At 67.8% G+C, this 20,528-nt stretch carries 28 protein-coding genes; all 28 read right to left on the minus strand.

Features of this window, described 5'->3' with window-relative positions; genetic code table 11:
- Positions 1 to 97: 97 nt before the first annotated feature.
- Entirely contained in the window at positions 98 to 541 is a 444-nt protein-coding gene (gene rplO / locus ACLQ25_RS01990; protein WP_357126507.1) for a 50S ribosomal protein L15, read from the minus strand.
- Positions 541 to 723, minus strand: a complete 183-nt coding sequence (gene rpmD / locus ACLQ25_RS01995; RefSeq protein ID WP_007465262.1) for a 50S ribosomal protein L30 — start codon at positions 721 to 723, stop codon at positions 541 to 543. Before rpmD ends, rplO begins: the two co-directional genes overlap by 1 nt.
- Entirely contained in the window at positions 723 to 1,337 is a 615-nt protein-coding gene (gene rpsE, locus ACLQ25_RS02000; protein WP_007465263.1) for a 30S ribosomal protein S5, read from the minus strand. Before rpsE ends, rpmD begins: the two co-directional genes overlap by 1 nt.
- Positions 1,338 to 1,370: 33 nt before the next feature.
- Complete coding sequence (gene rplR / locus ACLQ25_RS02005; RefSeq protein WP_110563093.1) at positions 1,371 to 1,760, minus strand: 50S ribosomal protein L18; 390 nt, start codon at positions 1,758 to 1,760, stop codon at positions 1,371 to 1,373.
- A complete protein-coding gene (rplF, locus tag ACLQ25_RS02010) occupies positions 1,757 to 2,299 on the minus strand; it encodes a 50S ribosomal protein L6 (protein WP_425728506.1) in 543 nt (180 codons plus the stop codon). Before rplF ends, rplR begins: the two co-directional genes overlap by 4 nt.
- Before the next feature lie 16 nt (positions 2,300 to 2,315).
- Positions 2,316 to 2,723, minus strand: a complete 408-nt coding sequence (gene rpsH, locus ACLQ25_RS02015) for a 30S ribosomal protein S8 (RefSeq protein WP_007465270.1) — start codon at positions 2,721 to 2,723, stop codon at positions 2,316 to 2,318.
- A gap of 116 nt (positions 2,724 to 2,839) precedes the next feature.
- On the minus strand, positions 2,840 to 3,025 hold the full coding sequence (locus ACLQ25_RS02020) for a type Z 30S ribosomal protein S14 (RefSeq protein ID WP_007465272.1): 186 nt from the start codon (positions 3,023 to 3,025) through the stop codon (positions 2,840 to 2,842).
- Between the two features lies 1 nt (position 3,026).
- Positions 3,027 to 3,593 (minus strand): 50S ribosomal protein L5, encoded by a 567-nt coding sequence (rplE, locus tag ACLQ25_RS02025; RefSeq protein WP_110563094.1) that lies wholly within the window; start codon positions 3,591 to 3,593, stop codon positions 3,027 to 3,029.
- Positions 3,593 to 3,913 carry a 50S ribosomal protein L24 gene (rplX, locus tag ACLQ25_RS02030; RefSeq protein ID WP_007465276.1) on the minus strand — a complete coding sequence of 107 codons (321 nt, stop codon included), beginning with the start codon at positions 3,911 to 3,913 and terminating at the stop codon, positions 3,593 to 3,595. Before rplX ends, rplE begins: the two co-directional genes overlap by 1 nt.
- On the minus strand, positions 3,910 to 4,278 hold the full coding sequence (gene rplN / locus ACLQ25_RS02035) for a 50S ribosomal protein L14 (protein ID WP_023358185.1): 369 nt from the start codon (positions 4,276 to 4,278) through the stop codon (positions 3,910 to 3,912). The genes rplX and rplN overlap by 4 nt, the downstream gene beginning before the upstream one ends.
- 94 nt (positions 4,279 to 4,372) lie before the next feature.
- Positions 4,373 to 4,651, minus strand: coding sequence for a 30S ribosomal protein S17 (rpsQ, locus tag ACLQ25_RS02040; protein ID WP_357008045.1), 279 nt, complete (start codon positions 4,649 to 4,651; stop codon positions 4,373 to 4,375).
- Positions 4,648 to 4,884: a 50S ribosomal protein L29 gene (gene rpmC / locus ACLQ25_RS02045; RefSeq protein ID WP_007465283.1), complete on the minus strand. Its 237-nt coding sequence runs from the start codon at positions 4,882 to 4,884 to the stop codon at positions 4,648 to 4,650. The genes rpsQ and rpmC overlap by 4 nt, the downstream gene beginning before the upstream one ends.
- A complete protein-coding gene (gene rplP / locus ACLQ25_RS02050; protein ID WP_425728508.1) occupies positions 4,884 to 5,309 on the minus strand; it encodes a 50S ribosomal protein L16 in 426 nt (141 codons plus the stop codon). Before rplP ends, rpmC begins: the two co-directional genes overlap by 1 nt.
- 3 nt (positions 5,310 to 5,312) lie before the next feature.
- Positions 5,313 to 6,182 (minus strand): 30S ribosomal protein S3, encoded by an 870-nt coding sequence (gene rpsC, locus ACLQ25_RS02055; RefSeq protein ID WP_091402401.1) that lies wholly within the window; start codon positions 6,180 to 6,182, stop codon positions 5,313 to 5,315.
- Positions 6,182 to 6,640, minus strand: a complete 459-nt coding sequence (gene rplV / locus ACLQ25_RS02060; protein WP_089018943.1) for a 50S ribosomal protein L22 — start codon at positions 6,638 to 6,640, stop codon at positions 6,182 to 6,184. The genes rpsC and rplV overlap by 1 nt, the downstream gene beginning before the upstream one ends.
- Positions 6,641 to 6,682: 42 nt before the next feature.
- A complete protein-coding gene (rpsS, locus tag ACLQ25_RS02065; RefSeq protein ID WP_007465299.1) occupies positions 6,683 to 6,964 on the minus strand; it encodes a 30S ribosomal protein S19 in 282 nt (93 codons plus the stop codon).
- A gap of 12 nt (positions 6,965 to 6,976) precedes the next feature.
- Positions 6,977 to 7,816, minus strand: a complete 840-nt coding sequence (rplB, locus tag ACLQ25_RS02070; RefSeq protein ID WP_425728511.1) for a 50S ribosomal protein L2 — start codon at positions 7,814 to 7,816, stop codon at positions 6,977 to 6,979.
- 12 nt (positions 7,817 to 7,828) lie between these two features.
- Positions 7,829 to 8,131 carry a 50S ribosomal protein L23 gene (gene rplW / locus ACLQ25_RS02075; RefSeq protein ID WP_088998352.1) on the minus strand — a complete coding sequence of 101 codons (303 nt, stop codon included), beginning with the start codon at positions 8,129 to 8,131 and terminating at the stop codon, positions 7,829 to 7,831.
- Positions 8,128 to 8,778 carry a 50S ribosomal protein L4 gene (gene rplD, locus ACLQ25_RS02080; RefSeq protein WP_110563096.1) on the minus strand — a complete coding sequence of 217 codons (651 nt, stop codon included), beginning with the start codon at positions 8,776 to 8,778 and terminating at the stop codon, positions 8,128 to 8,130. The genes rplW and rplD overlap by 4 nt, the downstream gene beginning before the upstream one ends.
- Positions 8,775 to 9,440, minus strand: coding sequence for a 50S ribosomal protein L3 (gene rplC, locus ACLQ25_RS02085; RefSeq protein WP_425728513.1), 666 nt, complete (start codon positions 9,438 to 9,440; stop codon positions 8,775 to 8,777). The genes rplD and rplC overlap by 4 nt, the downstream gene beginning before the upstream one ends.
- 11 nt (positions 9,441 to 9,451) lie before the next feature.
- Positions 9,452 to 9,760 (minus strand): 30S ribosomal protein S10, encoded by a 309-nt coding sequence (gene rpsJ / locus ACLQ25_RS02090; protein WP_007073037.1) that lies wholly within the window; start codon positions 9,758 to 9,760, stop codon positions 9,452 to 9,454.
- Positions 9,761 to 10,110: 350 nt separating this feature from the next.
- Positions 10,111 to 11,304: an elongation factor Tu gene (gene tuf / locus ACLQ25_RS02095; RefSeq protein WP_357763936.1), complete on the minus strand. Its 1,194-nt coding sequence runs from the start codon at positions 11,302 to 11,304 to the stop codon at positions 10,111 to 10,113.
- A 213-nt stretch (positions 11,305 to 11,517) separates the two neighbouring features.
- Positions 11,518 to 13,614 (minus strand): elongation factor G, encoded by a 2,097-nt coding sequence (fusA, locus tag ACLQ25_RS02100; RefSeq protein WP_425728516.1) that lies wholly within the window; start codon positions 13,612 to 13,614, stop codon positions 11,518 to 11,520.
- 77 nt (positions 13,615 to 13,691) lie between these two features.
- A complete protein-coding gene (gene rpsG, locus ACLQ25_RS02105; RefSeq protein WP_007465317.1) occupies positions 13,692 to 14,162 on the minus strand; it encodes a 30S ribosomal protein S7 in 471 nt (156 codons plus the stop codon).
- 1 nt (position 14,163) lies between these two features.
- The gene (rpsL, locus tag ACLQ25_RS02110; protein ID WP_007465318.1) at positions 14,164 to 14,538 is read right to left on the minus strand and encodes a 30S ribosomal protein S12; all 375 of its coding nucleotides are present in this window, start codon (positions 14,536 to 14,538) and stop codon (positions 14,164 to 14,166) included.
- Positions 14,539 to 15,036: 498 nt separating this feature from the next.
- A complete protein-coding gene (locus ACLQ25_RS02115) occupies positions 15,037 to 15,417 on the minus strand; it encodes a hypothetical protein (RefSeq protein WP_357126604.1) in 381 nt (126 codons plus the stop codon).
- Positions 15,418 to 16,145: 728 nt separating this feature from the next.
- Positions 16,146 to 16,514, minus strand: a complete 369-nt coding sequence (locus tag ACLQ25_RS02120) for a hypothetical protein (RefSeq protein ID WP_425728518.1) — start codon at positions 16,512 to 16,514, stop codon at positions 16,146 to 16,148.
- 93 nt (positions 16,515 to 16,607) lie between these two features.
- A complete protein-coding gene (locus ACLQ25_RS02125) occupies positions 16,608 to 20,495 on the minus strand; it encodes a DNA-directed RNA polymerase subunit beta' (protein ID WP_425728520.1) in 3,888 nt (1,295 codons plus the stop codon).
- Between the last annotated feature and the right edge of the window lie 33 nt (positions 20,496 to 20,528).

The raw sequence follows: 20,528 nt of genomic DNA on the forward strand, positions 1-20,528 counted from the left end.
CATAAACCGATTCCGATATTACCGGGCGCTTACGCCCCAGGCAGACCTAGGCGCCCGCCAGTTGCTCGCAACTGGACGGGCGCCGAGGTCGTACGCCTTACAGCTCGGTGGCAGAGCCACCGGCGGCGGCGATCTTCTCCTTGGCCGACGCGCTGAACGCGTGCGCCGACACCTGGAGCGCCACCCCGCCGAGATCCCCGGTGCCGAGGACCTTGACCGGCTGACCCTTGCGGACCGCGCCGGCCTCGACCAGCTCGATCGGGCCGACCTGGCCGCCGTTCGGGAACAGCTCGGCGAGCCGGTCCAGGTTGACCACCTGGAAGACCACCTTGAACCTGTTCTTAAAGCCCTTCATCTTCGGCAGGCGCATGTGGATGGGCATCTGCCCACCCTCGAACGCCGCCGAGATGTTCTTGCGGGCCTTGGAGCCCTTGGTACCGCGACCAGCGGTCTTGCCCTTGGAACCCTCACCGCGACCCACACGGGTCTTCGCGGTCTTGGAACCGGGCGCCGGGCGCAGGTGATGCACCTTGATCGTCATTACTCGACCTCCTCGACCTTCACGAGGTGGCTCACAGTGAAGATCATGCCGCGGATCTCGGGCCGGTCCTCCTTGACCACCACGTCGTTGATCCGCTTGAGACCGAGCGAACGCAGCGACTCACGCTGGTTGTGCTTGGTCCCGATACCGGACCGGAGCTGGGTGACCTTCAGGCGTGCCATCAGCGCGCCACCCCCGCACGCGAAGCCAGCATGGCCGCCGGCGCGACGTCCTCCACCGGCAGACCACGACGCGCCGCGACCTGCTCGGGGGACTCAAGCCCCTTCAGGGCCGCCACGGTGGCGTGCACGATGTTGATCGGGTTGGACGAACCGAGGCTCTTGGAGAGCACGTCGTGGATGCCGGCGCACTCCAGCACGGCACGCACCGGACCACCGGCGATGACACCCGTACCGGCCGAGGCCGGCTTGAGCAGCACCACACCAGCGGCGTCCTCACCCGTCACCGGGTGCGGGATCGACTGACCGATCCGCGGAACCTTGAAGAAGTGCTTCTTGGCCTCCTCGACACCCTTGGCGATCGCCGCGGGCACCTCCTTGGCCTTTCCGTAGCCCACGCCGACCGTGCCGTCGCCGTCGCCCACGATCACCAGGGCGGTGAAGCTGAAGCGACGACCACCCTTCACGACCTTGGCGACGCGGTTGATCGCGACGACCCGCTCAAGGTGCGGGGTCTTCTCGACGGGCGCGTTTCCACGGCCGCCCTCACGGCGGTTGTCGCGGCGACCACCCTCGTTGCCACCGGACCCGCCGCCACGGCGCTGTTGACCTGGCATCAGCAGCCTTCCTTATCTCTCGTGACGGGGTTGTTAGAACTCGAGCCCGGCTTCGCGGGCAGCGTCGGCAAGCGCGGCGACTCGCCCCGCGTACCGGTTGCCACCGCGGTCGAAGACGACCTTGGAGACGCCAGCGGCCTTGGCCCGCTCGGCGAGCAGGGCGCCCACCTTGCCGGCGAGGGCGCTCTTGTCGCCCTCCGTGCCGCGCAGCGAGGCGTCCAGGGTCGACGCCGACGCCAGGGTGTGGCCCTTGGTGTCGTCGACGATCTGGGCGACCATGTGCCGCAGCGAACGGGTGACGACCAGGCGCGGACGCTCGGCCGTACCGCTGACGTTCTTGCGGACGCGGAAGTGCCGACGCGCACGCCCAACGGCGCGCTTGGCGGCGACGCCGCGGCGGCGCTTGAGCAGCGTGGCGCTCACTTCTTACCTGCCTTTCCAGCCTTGCGGCGGATGACCTCGCCCTGGTACTTGACGCCCTTGCCCTTGTAGGGCTCCGGCGGACGGATCTTCCGGATGTTGGCGGCGACCTCACCGACCTGCTGCTTGTCGATGCCGGCCACGTGGAACAGGGTCGGCCGCTCCACCGTGAAGGTGATGCCCGCCGGGGCGGGGACGACCACCGGGTGCGAGAACCCGAGCGCGAACTCGAGGTCCGAACCCTTGGCGGTGACCCGGTAACCGGTGCCCGCGATCTCCAGGCTCTTACGGTAACCCTCGGTCACGCCGACGATCATGTTGGCGACCAGGGTACGGCTCAGGCCGTGCAGTTCCTTGGCCTTCCGCTCGTCGTTCGGGCGGCTGACGTTCAGCTGCCCGTCCTCCGCGCGCTCGATCGTGATCGGCTCCGCGATGGTGTGCTGGAGCTCGCCCTTCGGGCCCTTGACCTTGACGGTCTGCCCTTCGATCGTGATGTCGACGCCGGATGGCACCGGGATCGACTTACGTCCAATTCGCGACATTTCTACCAGTCTCCCGTTACCAGACGAAGGCGAGGACTTCCCCGCCAACACTCCGCTTGCGGGCCTGCCGGTCGGTCAGCAGTCCCTGGGACGTCGAAATGATCGCCACGCCCAGCCCACCGAGCACCCGCGGGAGCCCGTCCGACTTGGCGTACACCCGGAGACCGGGCTTGGACACGCGCTTGATGCCGGCCAGGCTCCGCTCGCGGTTCTGGCCGTACTTCAGCTCGACGACCAGTCGCTTGCCGACGGCGCCCTCCTCGGGCTCCTCGACCGACCAGGTGGCGATGTAACCCTCGGCCTTCAGGACCTCGGCGATGTTCGCCTTGATCTTGGAGTAGGGCATCTTCACCTGATCGTGGTACGCCTGGTTGGCGTTACGCAGACGCGTGAGCATGTCTGCGATCGGGTCGGTCATCGTCATGGATTTCGTCAGCCTTTCTCGCCGGGGTTCCCGGGGCATCAGCCCCGGGCCTACGGCGAAGAGCAATACCTAATCGGTGCAGGAGTTCCCGGCCGACGGCCGGGACGCGGTCGCCCTTACCAGGAAGCCTTGGACACGCCCGGAAGCTCACCACGGTGAGCCATCTCCCGGATGCAGACCCGGCAGAGCCCGAACTTGCGGTAGACCGCCTTCGGACGCCCGCACCGCTGGCAGCGGGTGTACGCGCGAACCGAGAACTTCGGCTTCGCGGCCGCCTTGATGATCAGCGCCTTCTTGGCCATCTCAGTTCTCCTTGAACGGGAAGCCCAGGAGCTTGAGCAGCGCCCGGCCCTCGTCGTCGGTCGTGGCGGTGGTGACCACCGTGATGTCCATGCCCCGCTGGCGATCGATCCGGTCCTGGTCGATCTCGTGGAACACAGACTGCTCGGTCAGACCGAACGTGTAGTTGCCGTGCCCGTCCAGCTTGCGCCCGTCGAGGCCGCGGAAGTCGCGGATACGCGGCAGCGAGATGGAGAGCAGCCGGTCCAGGAACTCCCACATCCGGTCGCCGCGAAGAGTCACCTTCGCGCCGATCGGCATGCCCTCGCGGAGCTTGAACTGCGCGATGGACTTGGTCGCCCGCCGCACCTGCGGCTTCTGGCCGGTGATCGTGGCGAGGTCGCGGACCGCGCCGTCGATCAGCTTGGCGTCGCGAGCAGCCTCGCCGACACCCATGTTGACGACGATCTTGACCAGCCGCGGCACCTGCATGGGGTTGCCGTAGCTGCGCTGCTCACGCAGCTGGGCCACGATCTCGTTGCGGTACCGCTCCTTGAGGCGCGGCAGGGTCTTTTCGGTAGCCGTGGTCATCACAGGTCCTTACCGGTGCTACGCGCGATGCGGACCTTCTGGCCGTTGTCGTCGATCCGGTAACCGACGCGGGTCGGCTTGCCGTCGGAGTCCAGGACCTGCACGTTCGAGACGTGGATCGGGGCCTCCTGAGTGACGATGCCGCCGGTCTTGGCGCCACGCTGGGTGGTGCTGATGCGGGTGTGCTTCTTGACCCGGTTCACGCCCTCGACCAGGACCTTGTCCTGCCGCGGGTAGGCCGCAATGACCTTGCCCTTGGCACCCTTGTCCTTGCCGGCGATGACGACGACCGTGTCGCCCTTCTTGACCTTCACGGTCACAACACCTCCGGCGCGAGGGAAATGATCTTCATGAACCGCTTGTCCCGCAGCTCCCGACCCACCGGGCCGAAGATACGGGTTCCACGCGGGTCCCCGCCGTCCTTGATGATGACGGCGGCGTTCTCGTCGAAGCGGATGTACGAGCCGTCCGGCCGACGCCTCTCCTTGGCCGTGCGAACGATGACCGCCTTGACGACATCGCCCTTCTTCACGCCGGCACCCGGGATCGCGTCCTTGACCGTGGCCACGATGACGTCGCCGATGCTCGCGTAGCGCCGACCGGAGCCACCGAGAACCCGGATGCAAAGGATCTCCCGAGCACCCGTGTTGTCGGCGACGCGCAGTCGCGACTCCTGCTGAATCACGTCTATCTCCTATGTCTGCCGGTTCTCCGGCCGCCGTAGCGGCCGGAGCCTGGCGGAACCTACGCCCGACGCAACCGCCGGGCTCGAGCCTTCGCTACTTGGCCTTGTCCAGGATCTCCACGATCCGCCAACGCTTGGTGGCGCTCAGCGGCCGGGTCTCCATGATGAGAACCCGGTCACCGGTGCCAGCGGCGTTCTGCTCGTCGTGCACCTTCAGCTTGGCGGTACGGCGCATGATCTTGCCGTACAGCGCGTGCCGAACCCGGTCTTCGACCTCGACAACGACGGTCTTGTCCATCTTGTCGCTGATCACCAGGCCCTCGCGGACCTTGCGGCGCGACCGCGCGGCGGCGGTGGCGGTCTCTTCGGTCATGATGCAGTCACCTCAGTCGGCGCGGCCGAGAGCCCCAGCTCACGCTCACGCATGATCGTGTAGATCCGGGCGATCTCCCGACGGATGACCTGCAACCGCCGGTTGTTGTCCAGCTGCCCGGTTGCGGCCTGTACGCGGAGGTTGAACAGCTCCGCCTTGGCCTCCCGCAGCTTCGTGACCAGCTCCTCTTCGGAGAGCTCACGCAGCTCGGTCGCCTTAACGCCCGCTGCCATCAGGATTCACCCACTTCGCGCGTAACAATGCGGCACTTCATCGGGAGCTTGTGGATCGCGCGACGCATGGCCTCTCGCGCGGTCTGCTCGTTGGGGAAGGACATCTCGAAGAGAATCCGCCCCGGCTTGACGTTGGCGACCCACCACTCGGGCGAGCCCTTGCCGGAACCCATCCGGGTCTCGGCAGGCTTCTTGGTGAGGGCCTGGTCCGGGAAGATCGTGATCCAGACCTTGCCGCCACGCTTGATGTGGCGAGTCATCGCGATACGCGCCGACTCGATCTGCCGGTTGGTCACGTACGCCGGCTCGAGAGCCTGGATCCCGAACTCGCCGAACACCACCCGGTTACCACCCTTGGACGCGCCGTGGCGGTCCGGGTGGTGCGGCTTGCGGAAGCCCTTCGGGGGCTTGCGCGGCATCAGCATCTGTCAGCCCTCCTGCTGCGTTTCTGCCGGAGCAGCAGTGGCCGCGACAGCAGCGCTGTCGACCGGCTCGCCGCTCGGCGTCTCGGCCTGCTGCGCGATGGTGGTCGCAGCAGCCCGACCGGCCTCGGTGCCACCAGCCGTGGTGCCGGACGAACCCGACCGGCCACGGCGCGGACGCTCGGGACGGTCGCCGCGCTCACCACGACGCGGGCGGGACGGACCGGCCTCGGCCGGAGCCTCCCGGCCCGGGACGGCGTCGCCCTTGTAGATCCAGACCTTCACGCCGATCCGACCGAACGTGGTACGGGCCTCGAAGAAGCCGTACTCGATGTTGGCCCGCAGCGTGTGCAGCGGAACCCGGCCCTCACGGTAGAACTCGGTCCGGCTCATCTCGGCGCCGCCGAGGCGACCCGAAACCTGAACCCGGATGCCCTTGCAGACCGGGTTCTTCATCGCCGACTGCATGGCCTTGCGCATCGCCCGACGGAAGCTGACCCGGCTGGACAGCTGCTCGGCCACGCCCTGCGCGACGAGCTGAGCGTCCGACTCGGGGTTCTTCACCTCGATGATGTTCAGCTGGACCTGCTTGCCGGTGAGCTTCTCCAGCTCGCCGCGGATCCGGTCGGCCTCCGCACCCTTACGGCCGATGACGATGCCCGGCCGGGCGGTGTGGATGTCGACGCGGACTCGGTCGCGGGTGCGCTCGATGTCGACCTTGGAGATCCCGGCGCGCTCGAGGCCCTTGGACATCATGCGGCGGATCTTGACATCCTCGCCGATGTAGTCCTTGTAGAGCTTGTCCGCGAACCAGCGGGACTTCCAGTCGGTCGAGATGCCGAGCCGGAACCCAGTGGGGTGAACCTTCTGACCCATTACTCGGCGTCCTCCGTCTTGCTCTGCGCTTCGGCCGGTGCGGCCTGCGTGGCCGGGGCGGCCTTCTTTGCCGCGGCCTTCCTCGGCGCTGCCGGCGCGACCGCCTCGACCGCCACGGTGATGTGACAGGTGCGCTTGCGGATCCGGTACGCCCGACCCTGCGCCCGCGGCTGGAACCGCTTCATCGTCGGGCCCTCGTCCACGAACGCCTCGCTGACGAGCAACGCGTCGGGGTCCAGCCGCTCGTTGTTCTCCGCGTTGGCGATCGCGCTAGCGAGCACCTTGTACACCTGCTCGCTCGCAGCCTGCGGCGCGAACTGCAGCACCGTGAGCGCCTCCTTCGCGGGCAGGCCGCGGACGAGGTTGACCACCCGGCGCGCCTTCATCGGCGAGATGCGCACGTGCCGCGCAACCGCCCGCGCGCCCGGAAGCACCGGAGCGTCGCCCTTTCCTGGCATCGCTGTAACCCCTTGTTCCCTCTATCCGTATGCCTGGCGGCGTCAGCGCCGACGGCTCTTCCGGTCGTCCTTCTCGTGACCCTTGAAGGTGCGGGTCAGCGCGAACTCGCCGAGCTTGTGCCCGACCATCGCCTCGGTCACGAACACCGGGACGTGCTTGCGTCCGTCGTGCACGGCGATCGTGTGCCCGAGCATCTCGGGGATGATCGTCGAGCGCCGCGACCAGGTCTTGATCACGTTCTTGGAGCCCTTGTCGTTCTGAACTTCCACCTTCTTGAGCAGGTGGTCGTCGACGAACGGGCCCTTCTTCAGGCTGCGAGGCATGTCTTATCTCCCTCAGCCGCGCTTACGCGTGGCGTAGCGGCGGCGGACAATCAGCTTGTCGCTCGCCTGGCCCTTACGGCGGGTGCGGCCCTCGGGCTTACCCTGCGGGTTGACCGGGTGGCGACCACCGGAGGTCTTACCCTCACCACCACCGTGCGGGTGGTCGACCGGGTTCATGGCGACACCACGGACGGTCGGGCGCCTGCCCTTCCACCGCATACGGCCGGCCTTACCCCAGTTGATGTTCGACTGGTCGGCGTTGCCGATCTCGCCGATGCTGGCGCGGCAGCGCACGTCCACACGCCGGATCTCGCCGGACGGCATACGCAGGGTCGCGTACGCGCCCTCACGGCCGAGCAGCTGGATGCCGACGCCGGCGGAACGGGCCAGCTTGGCCCCGCCGCCCGGACGCAGCTCCACGTTGTGGATCGTGGTACCCACCGGGATGTTGCGCAGCGGCAGGTTGTTGCCCGGCTTGATGTCGGCGCCCGGACCGGACTCGACGCGGTCGCCCTGCTTCATGTCCTTCGGCGCGATGATGTACCGCTTCTCGCCGTCGGCGTAGTGCAGCAGCGCGATACGCGCGGTGCGGTTCGGGTCGTACTCGATGTGGGCGACCTTCGCCGGCACGCCGTCCTTGTCGACCCGCTTGAAGTCGATCAGACGGTACTGGCGCTTGTGACCGCCACCGTGGTGCCGCGTGGTGATCCGGCCGTGGGCGTTACGCCCGCCCTTCTTCGGCAGCGGAGCCAGCAGCGACTTCTCCGGCGTGGACCGGGTGATCTCGGCGAAGTCGGCGACGCTTGAGCCACGACGGCCCGGCGTCGTCGGCTTGTACTTACGGATAGCCATTGTCTACACCCCTCAGCTGACCGGGCCGCCGAAGGCCTCGATACGGTCACCGTCAGCCAGCTTCACGATCGCCCGCTTGGTCGCCTTGCGCTGACCGAAGCCGGTCTTGGTGCGCTTGCGCTTGCCCTGGCGGTTGAGCGTGTTGACCGTCAGGACGCGGACGTCGAAGATCTGCTGGATAGCGATCTTGATCTCGGTCTTGTTCGCGTCCGGGTGCACCAGGAAGGTGTACCAGTTCCGGTTCAGCTCGCTGTAGCTCTTCTCCGAGACGACCGGCGCCACGATGATGTCGCGCGGGTCGGCGATCGTGCTCACTTGCCACCCTCCTCGGTGGTCTCGGCGGGCACGCCCAGGAACTCGTCCAGGGCGTCCTTGGTGAAGACCACGTCGTCGGCCACGAGCACGTCGTACGTGTTCAGCTGGCCGGACTCGATCAGGTGCACCCGCGGCTCGTTGCGCAGCGACACCCAGTTCAGTTCGTCGGTGCTGCTCAGCACGACCAGGACCCGACGGGCCTCGGTGAGCTTGGTCAGCGTGGCAAGGGCCGCCTTGGTGGACGGCTTCTCGCCCGAGACGAACGCCTCGACGACGTGCACCTGCCCGGCGCGGGCCCGGTCGGAGAGGGCACCCCGCAGCGCGGCGGCCTTCATCTTCTTCGGGGTCCGCTGGCTGTAGTCGCGCGGCACGGGACCGTGCACGACGCCACCGCCGGCGAACTGCGGCGCGCGGATCGAGCCCTGCCGGGCGCGACCGGTGCCCTTCTGCTTGTAAGGCTTCTTGCCGCCACCGGCGACCTCAGCCCGGGTCTTGGTCTTGTGCGTGCCCTGTCGGGCCGCCGCGAGCTGGGCCACCACGACCTGGTGCATCAGCGCGACGTTGGCCTGCACGTCGAAGATGTCCGCCGGCAACTCCACGGAGCTGCTGGTGGTGCCTTCGACGGTGCGCACGTCAACGGTGGTCACTTGGCCGCACCGCCCTTCTTCACCTTGCTCTTGGCCGCGGTACGGACCAGAACCAGCGCGCCCTTGGGGCCAGGAATGGCACCACGGACGAGCAGCAGGTTGTTCTCGGTGTCGACCGCCTGGACGGTGAGGTTCTGCACGGTGTAGCGCACGCCACCCATCCGGCCGGCCATCCGGGTGCCCTTGAAGACGCGACCCGGAGTGGCGCAGGCGCCGATGGAGCCGGGCGAGCGGTGCTTGCGCTCGACACCGTGGCTGCCGCCCAGACCGTGGAAGCCGTGCCGCTTCATCGGGCCGGCGTAGCCCTTGCCCTTGGTCTTGCCGGTGACGTCGATCGTGACGCCGACCGGGAACTCCTCGACCGTGACCTCCTGGCCGAGCGAGTACTCCGACGCGTCAGTGGTGCGCAGCTCGACGATGTGCCGGCGCGGCGCCACGTCCGCCTTCGCGTAGTGCCCGCTGACCGGCTTCTTGACCTTGCGCGGGTCGATCGTGCCGTACGCGAGCTGGACCGCGGAGTAACCGTCCTTCTCGGCGCTACGAACCTGGCTGATGACGCACGGGCCGGCCTCGACCACGGTCACGGGAACAACCTTGTTGTTGTCCCAGACCTGGGTCATGCCGAGCTTGGCGCCCAGGATCCCCTTGACTTGCCTGTCCATTTGTCCGGTCCCTACAGCTTGATCTCGATGTCGACGCCAGCCGGCAGGTCGAGGCGCATGAGCGAGTCGACCGTCTTCGGGGTCGGGTCGATGATGTCGATCAGCCGCTTGTGCGTGCGCATCTCGAAGTGCTCGCGCGAGTCCTTGTACTTGTGCGGCGAGCGGATAACGCAGAAACGGTTGATCTCCGTGGGCAGCGGCACCGGGCCCGCGACCTGCGCCCCGGTACGCGTCACCGTCTCGACGATCTTCCGAGCCGAGGAGTCGACGACCTCGTGGTCATAGGCCTTGAGCCGGATGCGGATCTTCTGTCCCGCCATGGTGGCTTCTGTTCCTTCTCTCGATGCCGCTGTGTTGCGGGCGCCTGCACCGGCTGGTGCAGGCCCACTTCGCCGACCCCCGCGGTCGGGCGTGTCGCGCCCTCGGACCAGGCTCCGCCCCGTGGTTCCGGAGCGGTACTGACCGCGCGGTGGGTCAAGGCGCCGATCGCATTACCGCGACCTGAACGCCGTGCGAGGGTGGTTGGCGACTGGGCCGCCAACCACCCTACGCTCGACCGACTCGCCACCTGGAGGTTCAGCGAAAGCCGAACACAGGCGACGAACTGTCGTTACGCAACCTGACTAGTATGCCGCACGACCGGCGGCGGGTCTAATCGGGGTTACCTAGCTCACTTGTTGATCTTGGTGACGAACCCGGCGCCGACGGTGCGGCCACCCTCGCGGATCGCGAACTTGAGGTTCTCCTCCATGGCGATGGGCTGGATCAGCTTCACCGACATGGAAGTGTTGTCACCAGGCATGACCATCTCGGTGCCCTCGGGGAGGGTGACGACACCGGTGACGTCCGTGGTCCGGAAGTAGAACTGCGGACGGTAGTTCTGGAAGAACGGGGTGTGCCGGCCGCCCTCCTCCTTGGAGAGGATGTAGACCGTCGCCTCGAACTCCGTGTGCGGGGTGTTCGAGCCCGGCTTCACGACGACCATGCCGCGCTCGACCTCGTCGCGCTTGGTACCACGCAGCAGCAGTCCGACGTTCTCGCCTGCGCGGGCGTCGTCAAGGGTCTTCCGGAACATCTCGATCGCGGTGACCTTGGTCTTGAAGCTCTTCTCCTTGATACCGACGAGCTCGACATCCTCGTTCGGCAGGAGAACGCCGCGCTCCACGCGACCGGTGACGACGGTGCCACGACCGGTGATCGTGAACACGTCCTCGACCGGCATCAGGAACGGCTTGTCAACCTCGCGCTCCGGCTGCGGGATCGAGGTGTCGACAGCCGCCATCAGGTCCAGCAGCTTGCCGGTCCACTCGGGGTCACCCTCGAGGGCCTTCAGCGCCGAAACCCGAACGACCGGCAGGTCGTCACCCGGGTACTCCTGCGAGGAGAGCAGCTCACGGACCTCGAGCTCGACGAGCTCCAGGAGCTCCTCGTCGTCGACCATGTCGCTCTTGTTGAGCGCCACGACGATGTACGGCACGCCAACCTGACGCGCGAGCAGCACGTGCTCACGGGTCTGCGGCATCGGGCCGTCGGTCGCCGCGACCACCAGGATCGCGCCGTCCATCTGCGCGGCACCGGTGATCATGTTCTTGATGTAGTCGGCGTGACCAGGGCAGTCGACGTGCGCGTAGTGCCGCGACTCGGTCTGGTACTCGACGTGCGCGATCGAGATCGTGATACCGCGGGCCTTCTCCTCCGGCGCCTTGTCGATCTCGTCGAACGGCGTGTAGGGGTTCAGGTCCGGGTACTGGTCGTGCAGGACCTTGGTGATGGCCGCCGTCAGCGTCGTCTTACCGTGGTCGATGTGACCAATGGTGCCGATGTTGACGTGCGGCTTAGTCCGCTCGAACTTAGCCTTCGCCACTGGTGTCCTCCTGTGGACTTCTTGGTTCGTACGCCCGGCGCGCCGGTCGGCGCTTAGGACTCTGTCGACAGCCTTTCCGGCCTGACGGCCGGAGAGCCTTTGTGGGTTCTGCGGCGATGAAGCCTACAGGCCCGGTCTCACGCGATCCGATCGTGGTGGCCGCGGGCGGGTTGAGTCACCCGCGACCGACCACGAGTCACCTGCTCGGGGCAGTTACTCGCCCGTTGCCTTCGCGATGATCTCCTTCGCGACGCTCTGCGGAACCTCCGCGTAGGAGTCGAACTGCATGCTGTAGCTAGCCCGGCCCTGGGTCTTCGACCGCAGGTCGCCGACGTAGCCGAACATCTCCGACAACGGCACCAGAGCCCTCACGATGCGGGCGCCGCTGCGCTCCTCCATCGCCTGGATGATGCCGCGGCGGGAGTTGAGGTCACCGATGACGTCACCCATGTTCTCCTCAGGAGTGGTGACCTCAACGGCCATCATCGGCTCGAGCAACGCGGGATCGGCCTTGCGGGCCGCGTCCTTCATCACCATCGAGCCGGCGATCTTGAATGCCATTTCCGACGAGTCGACCTCATGGTACTGACCGTCCAGCAGCGTCAGCTTCACACCGACGAGCGGGAAGCCCGCGAGGATGCCGTACTGCAGGGCGTCCTGCGCACCGGCGTCGACCGACGGGATGAACTCCCGCGGGATGCGACCGCCGCTGACAGCGTTGGCGAACTCGTAGGTCGGCGAGTCGTTGTCCAGCGGCAGCGGCTCGACGCTCACGATGACGCGGGCGTACTGGCCGGAACCACCGGTCTGCTTCTTGTGGGTGTACTCGACCTTGTCCACCTTGCGGCGGATGGTCTCGCGGTACGCCACCTGCGGCTTGCCGACGTTGGCCTCGACGTTGAACTCGCGGCGCATCCGGTCGACCAGGATGTCCAGGTGCAGCTCACCCATGCCGGAGATGACCGTCTGACCGGTCTCCTCGTCCAGCTGGACGCGGAAGGTCGGGTCCTCCTCGGCCAGGCGCTGGATGGCCGTGCCCAGCTTCTCCTGGTCGGACTTGGTCTTCGGCTCGATCGCCACCGAGATGACCGGCTCCGGGAAGGTCATCGACTCCAGGATGACCGGGTTCGCCGGGTCGGAGAGAGTGTCGCCGGTGGTGGTCTGCTTGAGACCCTGCACGGCGATGATGTCGCCGGCCTGCGCCGACGGACGCTCTTCCCGCTTGTTGGCGTGCATCTGGTAGATCTTGCCGATGCGCTCCTTGCGGTCCTTGGTGGAGTTGACCACCTGGGAACCGGAATCGAGCGTGCCGGAGTAGACCCGCACGTAGGTGAGCTTGCCCAGGTGCTTGTCCGTCTGGATCTTGAACGCCAGGCCGGAGAAGGGCTCGGAGTTCGACGGCTTGCGCAGCAGCGGGGTCTCGCCGTCGGTGGCCGTGCCCTCGATCGCCGGGACGTCCAGCGGCGACGGCAGGAAGTCGACCACGGCGTCGAGCATGGGCTGGACGCCCTTGTTCTTGAACGCCGAGCCGCACAGCACCGGGTTGGCCTTGCCGGCGATGGTGGCACGCCGGATGGCAGCCTTGATCTCCTCGACGGAGATCTCCTCGCCTTCCAGATACTTCTCCATCACCGCGTCGTCGACGTCGGCGAGGGTCTCCATCAGCTTCTCGCGCCACTCGGCCGCGGAGTCGGCCAGCTCGGCCGGGATCTCCTCGATCGCGTAGTCCTCACCCTTCTGGGTCTCCCCGCGCCAGGTGAGAGCGCGCATGCCGATCAGGTCGACGACACCGATGTGGTCGCCCTCGAGCCCGATCGGGATCTGGAGCACCAGCGGGGTGGCGTTGAGCCGGTCGATCATCATCTGCACGCAGCGGAAGAAGTCGGCACCGGTCCGGTCGAGCTTGTTGACGAAGCACATCCGCGGGACGTTGTACTTGTCGGCCTGCCGCCAGACGTTCTCCGTCTGCGGCTCGACGCCGGCGACACCGTCGTAGACCGCGACCGCACCATCCAGGACCCGCAGCGACCGCTCGACCTCGACCGTGAAGTCGACGTGGCCAGGCGTGTCGATGATCTGGATCGTGTGGCCCTTCCACTCACACTTGGTGGCAGCGGAGGTGATGGTGATACCACGCTCCTGCTCCTGCTCCATCCAGTCCATGACGGCGGCGCCCTCGTGGACCTCACCGATCTTGTACGTGATGCCGGTGTAGAACAGGATCCGCTCGGTGGTCGTGGTCTTACCGGCATCGATGTGCGCCATGATGCCGATGTTGCGTACGTTGGCGAGCGCGTCTGCGGCGGCCACTTCAATCCCTACTTATCGTCGTCTCGACTCAACTGGTGGCGGTTCCGGCGCCCGAGTGGGCGCCGGAACCTCAGGTGTTACCAGCGGTAGTGCGCGAAGGCCTTGTTCGACTCGGCCATCTTGTGCGTGTCCTCGCGCCGCTTGACGGCGGCACCGAGGCCGTTGCTCGCGTCCAGCAGCTCGTTCATCAGCCGCTCGACCATGGTCTTCTCGCGACGGGCGCGGGAGTAGGTCACCAGCCAGCGCAGGCCAAGGGTGGTCGCCCGGGTGGGGCGCACCTCGACCGGCACCTGGTAGGTGGCGCCACCGACACGACGGCTGCGCACCTCGAGGGTCGGCTTGACGTTGTCCATCGCCCGCTTGAGGGTGACGACCGGGTCGGTGCCGGACTTTTCGCGGCAGCCCTCGAGGGCCGCGTACACGATCGACTCGGCGAGCTGACGCTTGCCGCGAAGGAGGATCTTGTTCACCAGCTGGGTGACCAGCGGCGAGTTGTACACCGGGTCAGCGACCAGTGGCCGCCGCGGAGCGGGTCCTTTACGCGGCATGTCAGCTCTTCTCCTTCTTCGCGCCGTAACGGCTGCGCGCCTGCTTGCGGTTGCGGACACCCTGGGTGTCCAGCGAGCCGCGGACGATCTTGTAACGCACGCCGGGGAGGTCCTTCACACGACCGCCACGCACGAGCACGATCGAGTGCTCCTGCAGGTTGTGGCCGACACCCGGGATGTACGCGGTTACCTCGATCTGGCTGCTGAGCTTGACACGAGCGACCTTGCGCAGCGCCGAGTTCGGCTTCTTGGGGGTGGTGGTGTACACGCGGGTGCACACGCCGCGCCGCTGGGGAGACCCCTTGAGCGCAGGAGTCTTGGTCTTGGTCGTCTTGGCCTGACGGCCCTTTCGGACCAGCTGCTGAATGGTGGGCACCGGGTTTCTCCGCTCCCTTCGGCCGCTGTCCGCGGCCGCGCCGTCTGCTCGTTAGCCAGCCTGATGACCGGCTCTCCTACATTCCGACCAGGGCCACCTTGCGGAAGCCCCGGCACCCGCGGTCGGGCGTGTCGCCCAACTCACGGTCCCGGTGCGGACGCTTTCGCGGGCGTACCGGGTTTCTGTCCCCGGCCCGCGGATCGCCCCGCTCCGGATCTTTGGCTTGTCGTGCCGCCGTCCGGACTCCGGAACCAGCGCACGCACGAGTCGCCCGGGCACGCCCGGGCGCAAGGGGAAAGAGTACCTACCACAGCCGCCCAGGTCAAAACGGAATGGGTCGGCGAACGTCTCACACTCGCCGGCCGGATCGCGTCCCGCCTCGGCCCCCGCGATGGGCACCTACGAATACAAGTGTACCGGCTTCCCTGCCGAAGCACCCGTCGCCCCCGGCAGGCCCCCAGGCACCACCTGGCCCACGAATCCGTCCCGGCGCCCCCGTCACGTCAGACTGATCAGCAACCCCAGCCCCAAACCCAACAGGCTCAGCAGAGCACCCGCCGCGCCGCAACTGACGCCGGCCACCGCAAGCCCTCGACCCGTGAACCGCACCGCCGACGGCGCGGCCGCCCGGCGGATCTGCCGCTGGCCCAGTAGGCCGGTGACGACCGCCGCCAACCCCGCCAGCACCCCCAGCACCGTGAAAGCGCCCGAGACCCACACTCCCCCACGGGCCCCGAAGGCCACACCGACACAGATCACCAGCAGCGAGACCAGGATCGACGCGATGCCGGCCACCAGCGACCCGGTCGCCAGCCCGGCGGTCACCGGCGGCACGTCCAGGTGCACCACCCCGAACGGGGTGCCGGGCACCGCCTCCACCCGCTTCGGCGGCCTCCGCTGGTCATCGGTGGGCGGCGGCACCGGCCGCGCGGCAGTCGTACCCCAGGCGGGGAACTGCCCCGGCGCCGGCTGCCCCCAGGCGCCCGGCCCGGACGAGGGCTGCCACCAGCCGGGCGGTCCCGACGGTGGAGGGCCCCAACCGGCCGGCGCGCCCGGTCCGGCCGGCGGCTGGCCCCACCCGTGCGGAGCGGCAGGTCTCGACGGCGGTTGGGCCCAGCCGTACGGCACCGGCGTACCGGAGGCAGGGTGGGGCTGCTGGTAACCGGGCGGGAAGACCCCGCCCCACTCGGACGTGGGCGGACCCCAGGCGGGCGAGGGCGGCGGACCCCAGCCCGACGACGAGGGCGTACCCGCAGCAGGGGCGCCGGTCGTTGGGGCCGGCTGTCCGCCCGCTTCCGGTTGCGCCCACTCACTCCACGCCGAGGGATCCGCGTCCGGAGCCGGCGCGGAGGAGGCCACGCCGGGAGCCGGCGAGCCGGGAGTCGCATCCGGAGCCGGCGAGCCGGGAGTCGCATCCGGAGCCGGCGTGGGAGAAGTCGCGCCCGGAGCCGGCACGTCAGGATGCCCGGCCGGTTCGTCCGCCGGGGGCCGCGCCGGTTCCGTCACGAAGTCCTCCTGTCGACAGGGCCGCCAGCGCGCGCGGCGGACACCGGCCAGGCTACCGCCGGAGGCGGCGCCGTCCGCGCCGGGCGCGGTCGCCGCATGCCTCAGTCCATGTTCGAGGGGTAGTCGTGGCCGAACGGCGTACCCGCCAGCCGGACCACGCCGATCACCACGACGACGACCACGCTGACCGCGACCAGCGCCAGGCCGGTCCAGGCCATCAGCTCCCCCCGCCGCAGCCAGACGCTTCCGGTCAGGAAACCCCCCGAGGCGTACGCCTCCCGGCGGGCCTGCCGGGCCAGTTGGAGCGCCACCGTCGCGGGCACCACCCCGCCGATGAACAGCCCGGTCAGCATGCCGAGCAAACCCAGCGCGAAGACCGCCCGCGCCTTGGTGGCACGGGCCGGATCCGGGTCGAGCGGGTGGCGCAGGCCTGAAGAGGCGACGGACACCTGCCCGGATGCGGTCGTCATGCCTCCATCATGCCCAACCCGGTCCGCTGGCAGGGCGGTCCGGGAACGACGAGACCCCCGGCGGATGCCGGGGGTCTCGTCGTTGTCTGGTGCTTAGCGGTACGACCCGAAGTCGAAGTCGTCCAGCGGCACAGCCTGCCCACTGGCCGGCCCGAAACCGTAGTCGGTCTCCGGGTAACCGGTCATCGAGTAGACCTTGGCCTTGGCCTCCTCGGTCGGCTCGACCCGGACATTGCGGTACTTGCTGATGCCCGTACCGGCCGGGATGAGCTTACCGATGATCACGTTCTCCTTGAGGCCGACCAGCGAGTCGCTGCGCGAGTTGATCGCAGCGTCGGTCAGCACCCGCGTGGTCTCCTGGAAGGAGGCTGCGGAGAGCCAGGAGTCGGTGGCCAGCGAGGCCTTGGTGATACCCATCAGCACCGGACGGCCGGCGGCGGGCTCGCCACCCTCCGACACGAGTCGGCGGTTCTCCGACTCGAACAGCGCCCGGTCGACGAGCACGCCCGGCAGGAACTCGGTCGAGCCGGAGTCGATGACCGTCACCCGCTTGAGCATCTGGCGGATGATGATCTCGATGTGCTTGTCGTGGATGAGCACACCCTGCGAGCGGTAGACCTCCTGGACCTCACTGGTCAGGTGGACCTGGACCGCGCGCGGACCCATGATCCGCAGAAGCTCGTGCGGGTCGATGGTGCCCTCGGTCAGCTTCTCGCCGACCGCGACGTGGCCGCCGTCGTGGGTCCGGAGCTTGACGCGCTTCGAGATCTTGTCGTAGACGATCTCTTCGCTGCCGTCGTCCGGCACCACGATGATCTTGCGCGAGCGCTCGCCGTCCTCGATGCGGATCCGACCGGGGGTGTCGGCGATGGGCGCCTTACCCTTCGGGACCCGGGCCTCGAAGATTTCCTGCACACGCGGCAGACCCTGGGTGATGTCCTCACCCGCGACACCACCGGTGTGGAAGGTACGCATCGTCAGCTGCGTACCCGGCTCACCGATGGACTGGGCGGCGATGATGCCGACGGCCTCACCGATGTCGACCGACTTGCCGGTCGGCAGCGATCGGCCGTAGCAGGCCGCGCAGACGCCCAGCTTCGACTCGCAGGTGAGCACGCTGCGCACCCGGACCGTCTCCACACCAGCGGCGACGATCTTGTCGACCCCGATGGAGTTGATGTCCTGGCCGCGCTCGGCCACCACGGTGCCGTCCGGCCCCTTGATGTCGTCGGCCAGGGTCCGGGCGTGCACGCTGGTCTCGGCGTGGGTGTGGACCACGAGCTTGCCGTCGAGCTTCTCGCCGATCTGCATCGGGATCGCCCGGTCGGTGCCGCAGTCCTCCTCGCGGATGATGACGTCCTGGGAGACGTCCACCAGACGACGGGTCAGGTAACCCGAGTCGGCGGTCCGCAGGGCGGTGTCCGCGAGGCCCTTACGGGCACCGTGCGTGGAGATGAAGTACTCCAGCACGGACAGACCCTCCCGGTAGCTGGCCTTGATCGGCCGCGGGATGATCTCGCCCTTGGGGTTGGCCACCAGACCACGGATCGCCGCGATCTGCCGGAGCTGGAGCAGGTTACCGCGGGCACCCGAGTTGATCATCACCCACAGGGGGTTCTCCTGCGGCAGCGCGGTGTCCATCTCCTTGGCGACCTCGTTGGTCGCCTTGGTCCAGATCTCGATGAGTTCGCCGCGACGCTCCTCGGCGGTCATCAGACCACGCTGGTACTGCTTGTCGATCCGGTCGGCTTCCTTCTCGTACTTCGCCAGGATCTCCGCCTTGCGCGGCGGAGCGATGACGTCCTCCATGCCGATCGTCACGCCGGACCAGGTGGCCCAGTGGAAACCGGCCTCCTTGAGCCCGTCCAGGGTGGCGGCCAGCGCCACCTTGGGGAAGCGCTCGGCGAGGTCGTTGACGATCGCGGAGAGCTGACCCTTGCGGATCTCGTAGTTCACGAAGCGGTAGCCCTGCGGCAGCGTCTCGTTGAACAGCACCCGGCCCAGGGTGGTCTCCACGGTCAGCGGGTCACCCTCGACCCAGCCCTCCGGGGCGGTCCACGCCTCGGCGCCGGCGCCGTTGTCGACACCGATCACGTTCCGCAGGCGGATCTTCACCGGAGCCTGCAGGCCCAGCTCACCGTTGTCGAAGGCCATCTGCGCCTCGGCGTCCGAGCTGAACACTCGGCCCTCGCCCTTCTCACCGGGGGTGAGGTGGGTGAGGTAGTACAGACCGATGACCATGTCCTGCGTGGGCATGGTGACCGGCTTGCCGTCGGCCGGCTTGAGGATGTTGTTCGACGACAGCATCAGGATCCGCGCCTCGGCCTGAGCCTCGGCGGACAGCGGCACGTGCACCGCCATCTGGTCACCGTCGAAGTCGGCGTTGAACGCGGTGCAGACCAGCGGGTGGATCTGGATGGCCTTGCCCTCTACCAGCTGCGGCTCGAACGCCTGGATGCCCAGACGGTGCAGGGTCGGCGCCCGGTTGAGCAACACCGGGTGCTCGCCGATGACCTCTTCCAGCACGTCCCACACGACCGGGCGCTGACGCTCGACCATCCGCTTGGCGGACTTGATGTTCTGTGCGTGGTTGAGGTCGACCAGCCGCTTCATGACGAACGGCTTGAACAGCTCCAGGGCCATCTGCTTGGGCAGGCCGCACTGGTGCAGCTTGAGCTTCGGGCCGACCACGATGACCGAACGGCCGGAGTAGTCGACGCGCTTGCCCAGCAGGTTCTGGCGGAACCGGCCCTGCTTGCCCTTGAGCATGTCGGACAGCGACTTGAGCGGGCGGTTACCCGGACCGGTGACCGGCCGGCCACGACGGCCGTTGTCGAACAGCGCGTCGACGGCCTCCTGGAGCATCCGCTTCTCGTTGTTGACGATGATCTCGGGCGCGCCGAGGTCGATCAGCCGCTTGAGGCGGTTGTTCCGGTTGATCACGCGGCGGTACAGGTCGTTGAGGTCCGAGGTCGCGAACCGACCACCGTCGAGCTGCACCATCGGGCGCAGGTCCGGCGGGATGACCGGGACGCAGTCCAGCACCATGCCGAGCGGCGAGTTGCGGGTGTTCAGGAACGCCGCGACGACCTTGAGCCGCTTGAGCGCCCGGATCTTCCGCTGGCCCTTGCCGGACCGGATGGTCTCGCGCAGGCTCTCGGCCTCGGCGTCGAGGTCCATGTTCTGGACCAGCGCCTTGATGGCCTCCGCGCCCATCGAGCCGGTGAAGTACTCACCGAACCGGTCGCGCAGCTCGCGGTAGAGCAGCTCGTCGGTGACCAGCTGCTTCGGCTCCAGCTTGCGGAAGGTGTCCAGCACCTCGTCCAGGCGGTCGATCTCGCGCTGGGCCCGGTCGCGGATCTGGCGCATCTCGCGCTCTCCGCCCTCCTTGACCTTGCGCCGGACGTCCGCCTTGGCACCCTCGGCCTCCAGCTCGGCCAGGTCGGCCTCGAGCTTGGCGGCCCGCTTCTCGATCTCCGAGTCGCGGCTGTTCTCGGACTGCCGCTTCTCGGCCAGGATCTCGTTCTCGATCGTCGAGAGGTCACGGTGACGCGACTCCGCGTCCACGCTCGTCACGACGTACGAGGCGAAGTAGATGATCTTTTCGAGGTCCTTGGGGGCGAGGTCCAGCAGGTAGCCCAGCCGGCTCGGAACGCCCTTGAAGTACCAGATGTGGGTCACCGGAGCGGCGAGCTCGATGTGCCCCATCCGCTCACGACGAACCTTGGAGCGGGTCACCTCGACGCCGCAGCGCTCGCAGATGATGCCCTTGAACCGGACGCGCTTGTACTTACCGCAGTAGCACTCCCAGTCCCGTTGCGGACCGAAGATCTTCTCGCAGAAGAGCCCGTCCTTCTCCGGCTTCAGGGTGCGGTAGTTGATGGTCTCAGGCTTCTTGACCTCGCCGTGCGACCACTGACGGATGTCGTCGGCGGTGGCGAGACCAATGCGCAGCTCGTCGAAGAAGTTGACGTCGAGCACTATGTCCCCTATGTCGTCGTCTTTACAGCTAGA

The organism is Micromonospora sp. DT44, assembly GCF_049841635.1.
Classification (GTDB): domain Bacteria; phylum Actinomycetota; class Actinomycetes; order Mycobacteriales; family Micromonosporaceae; genus Micromonospora.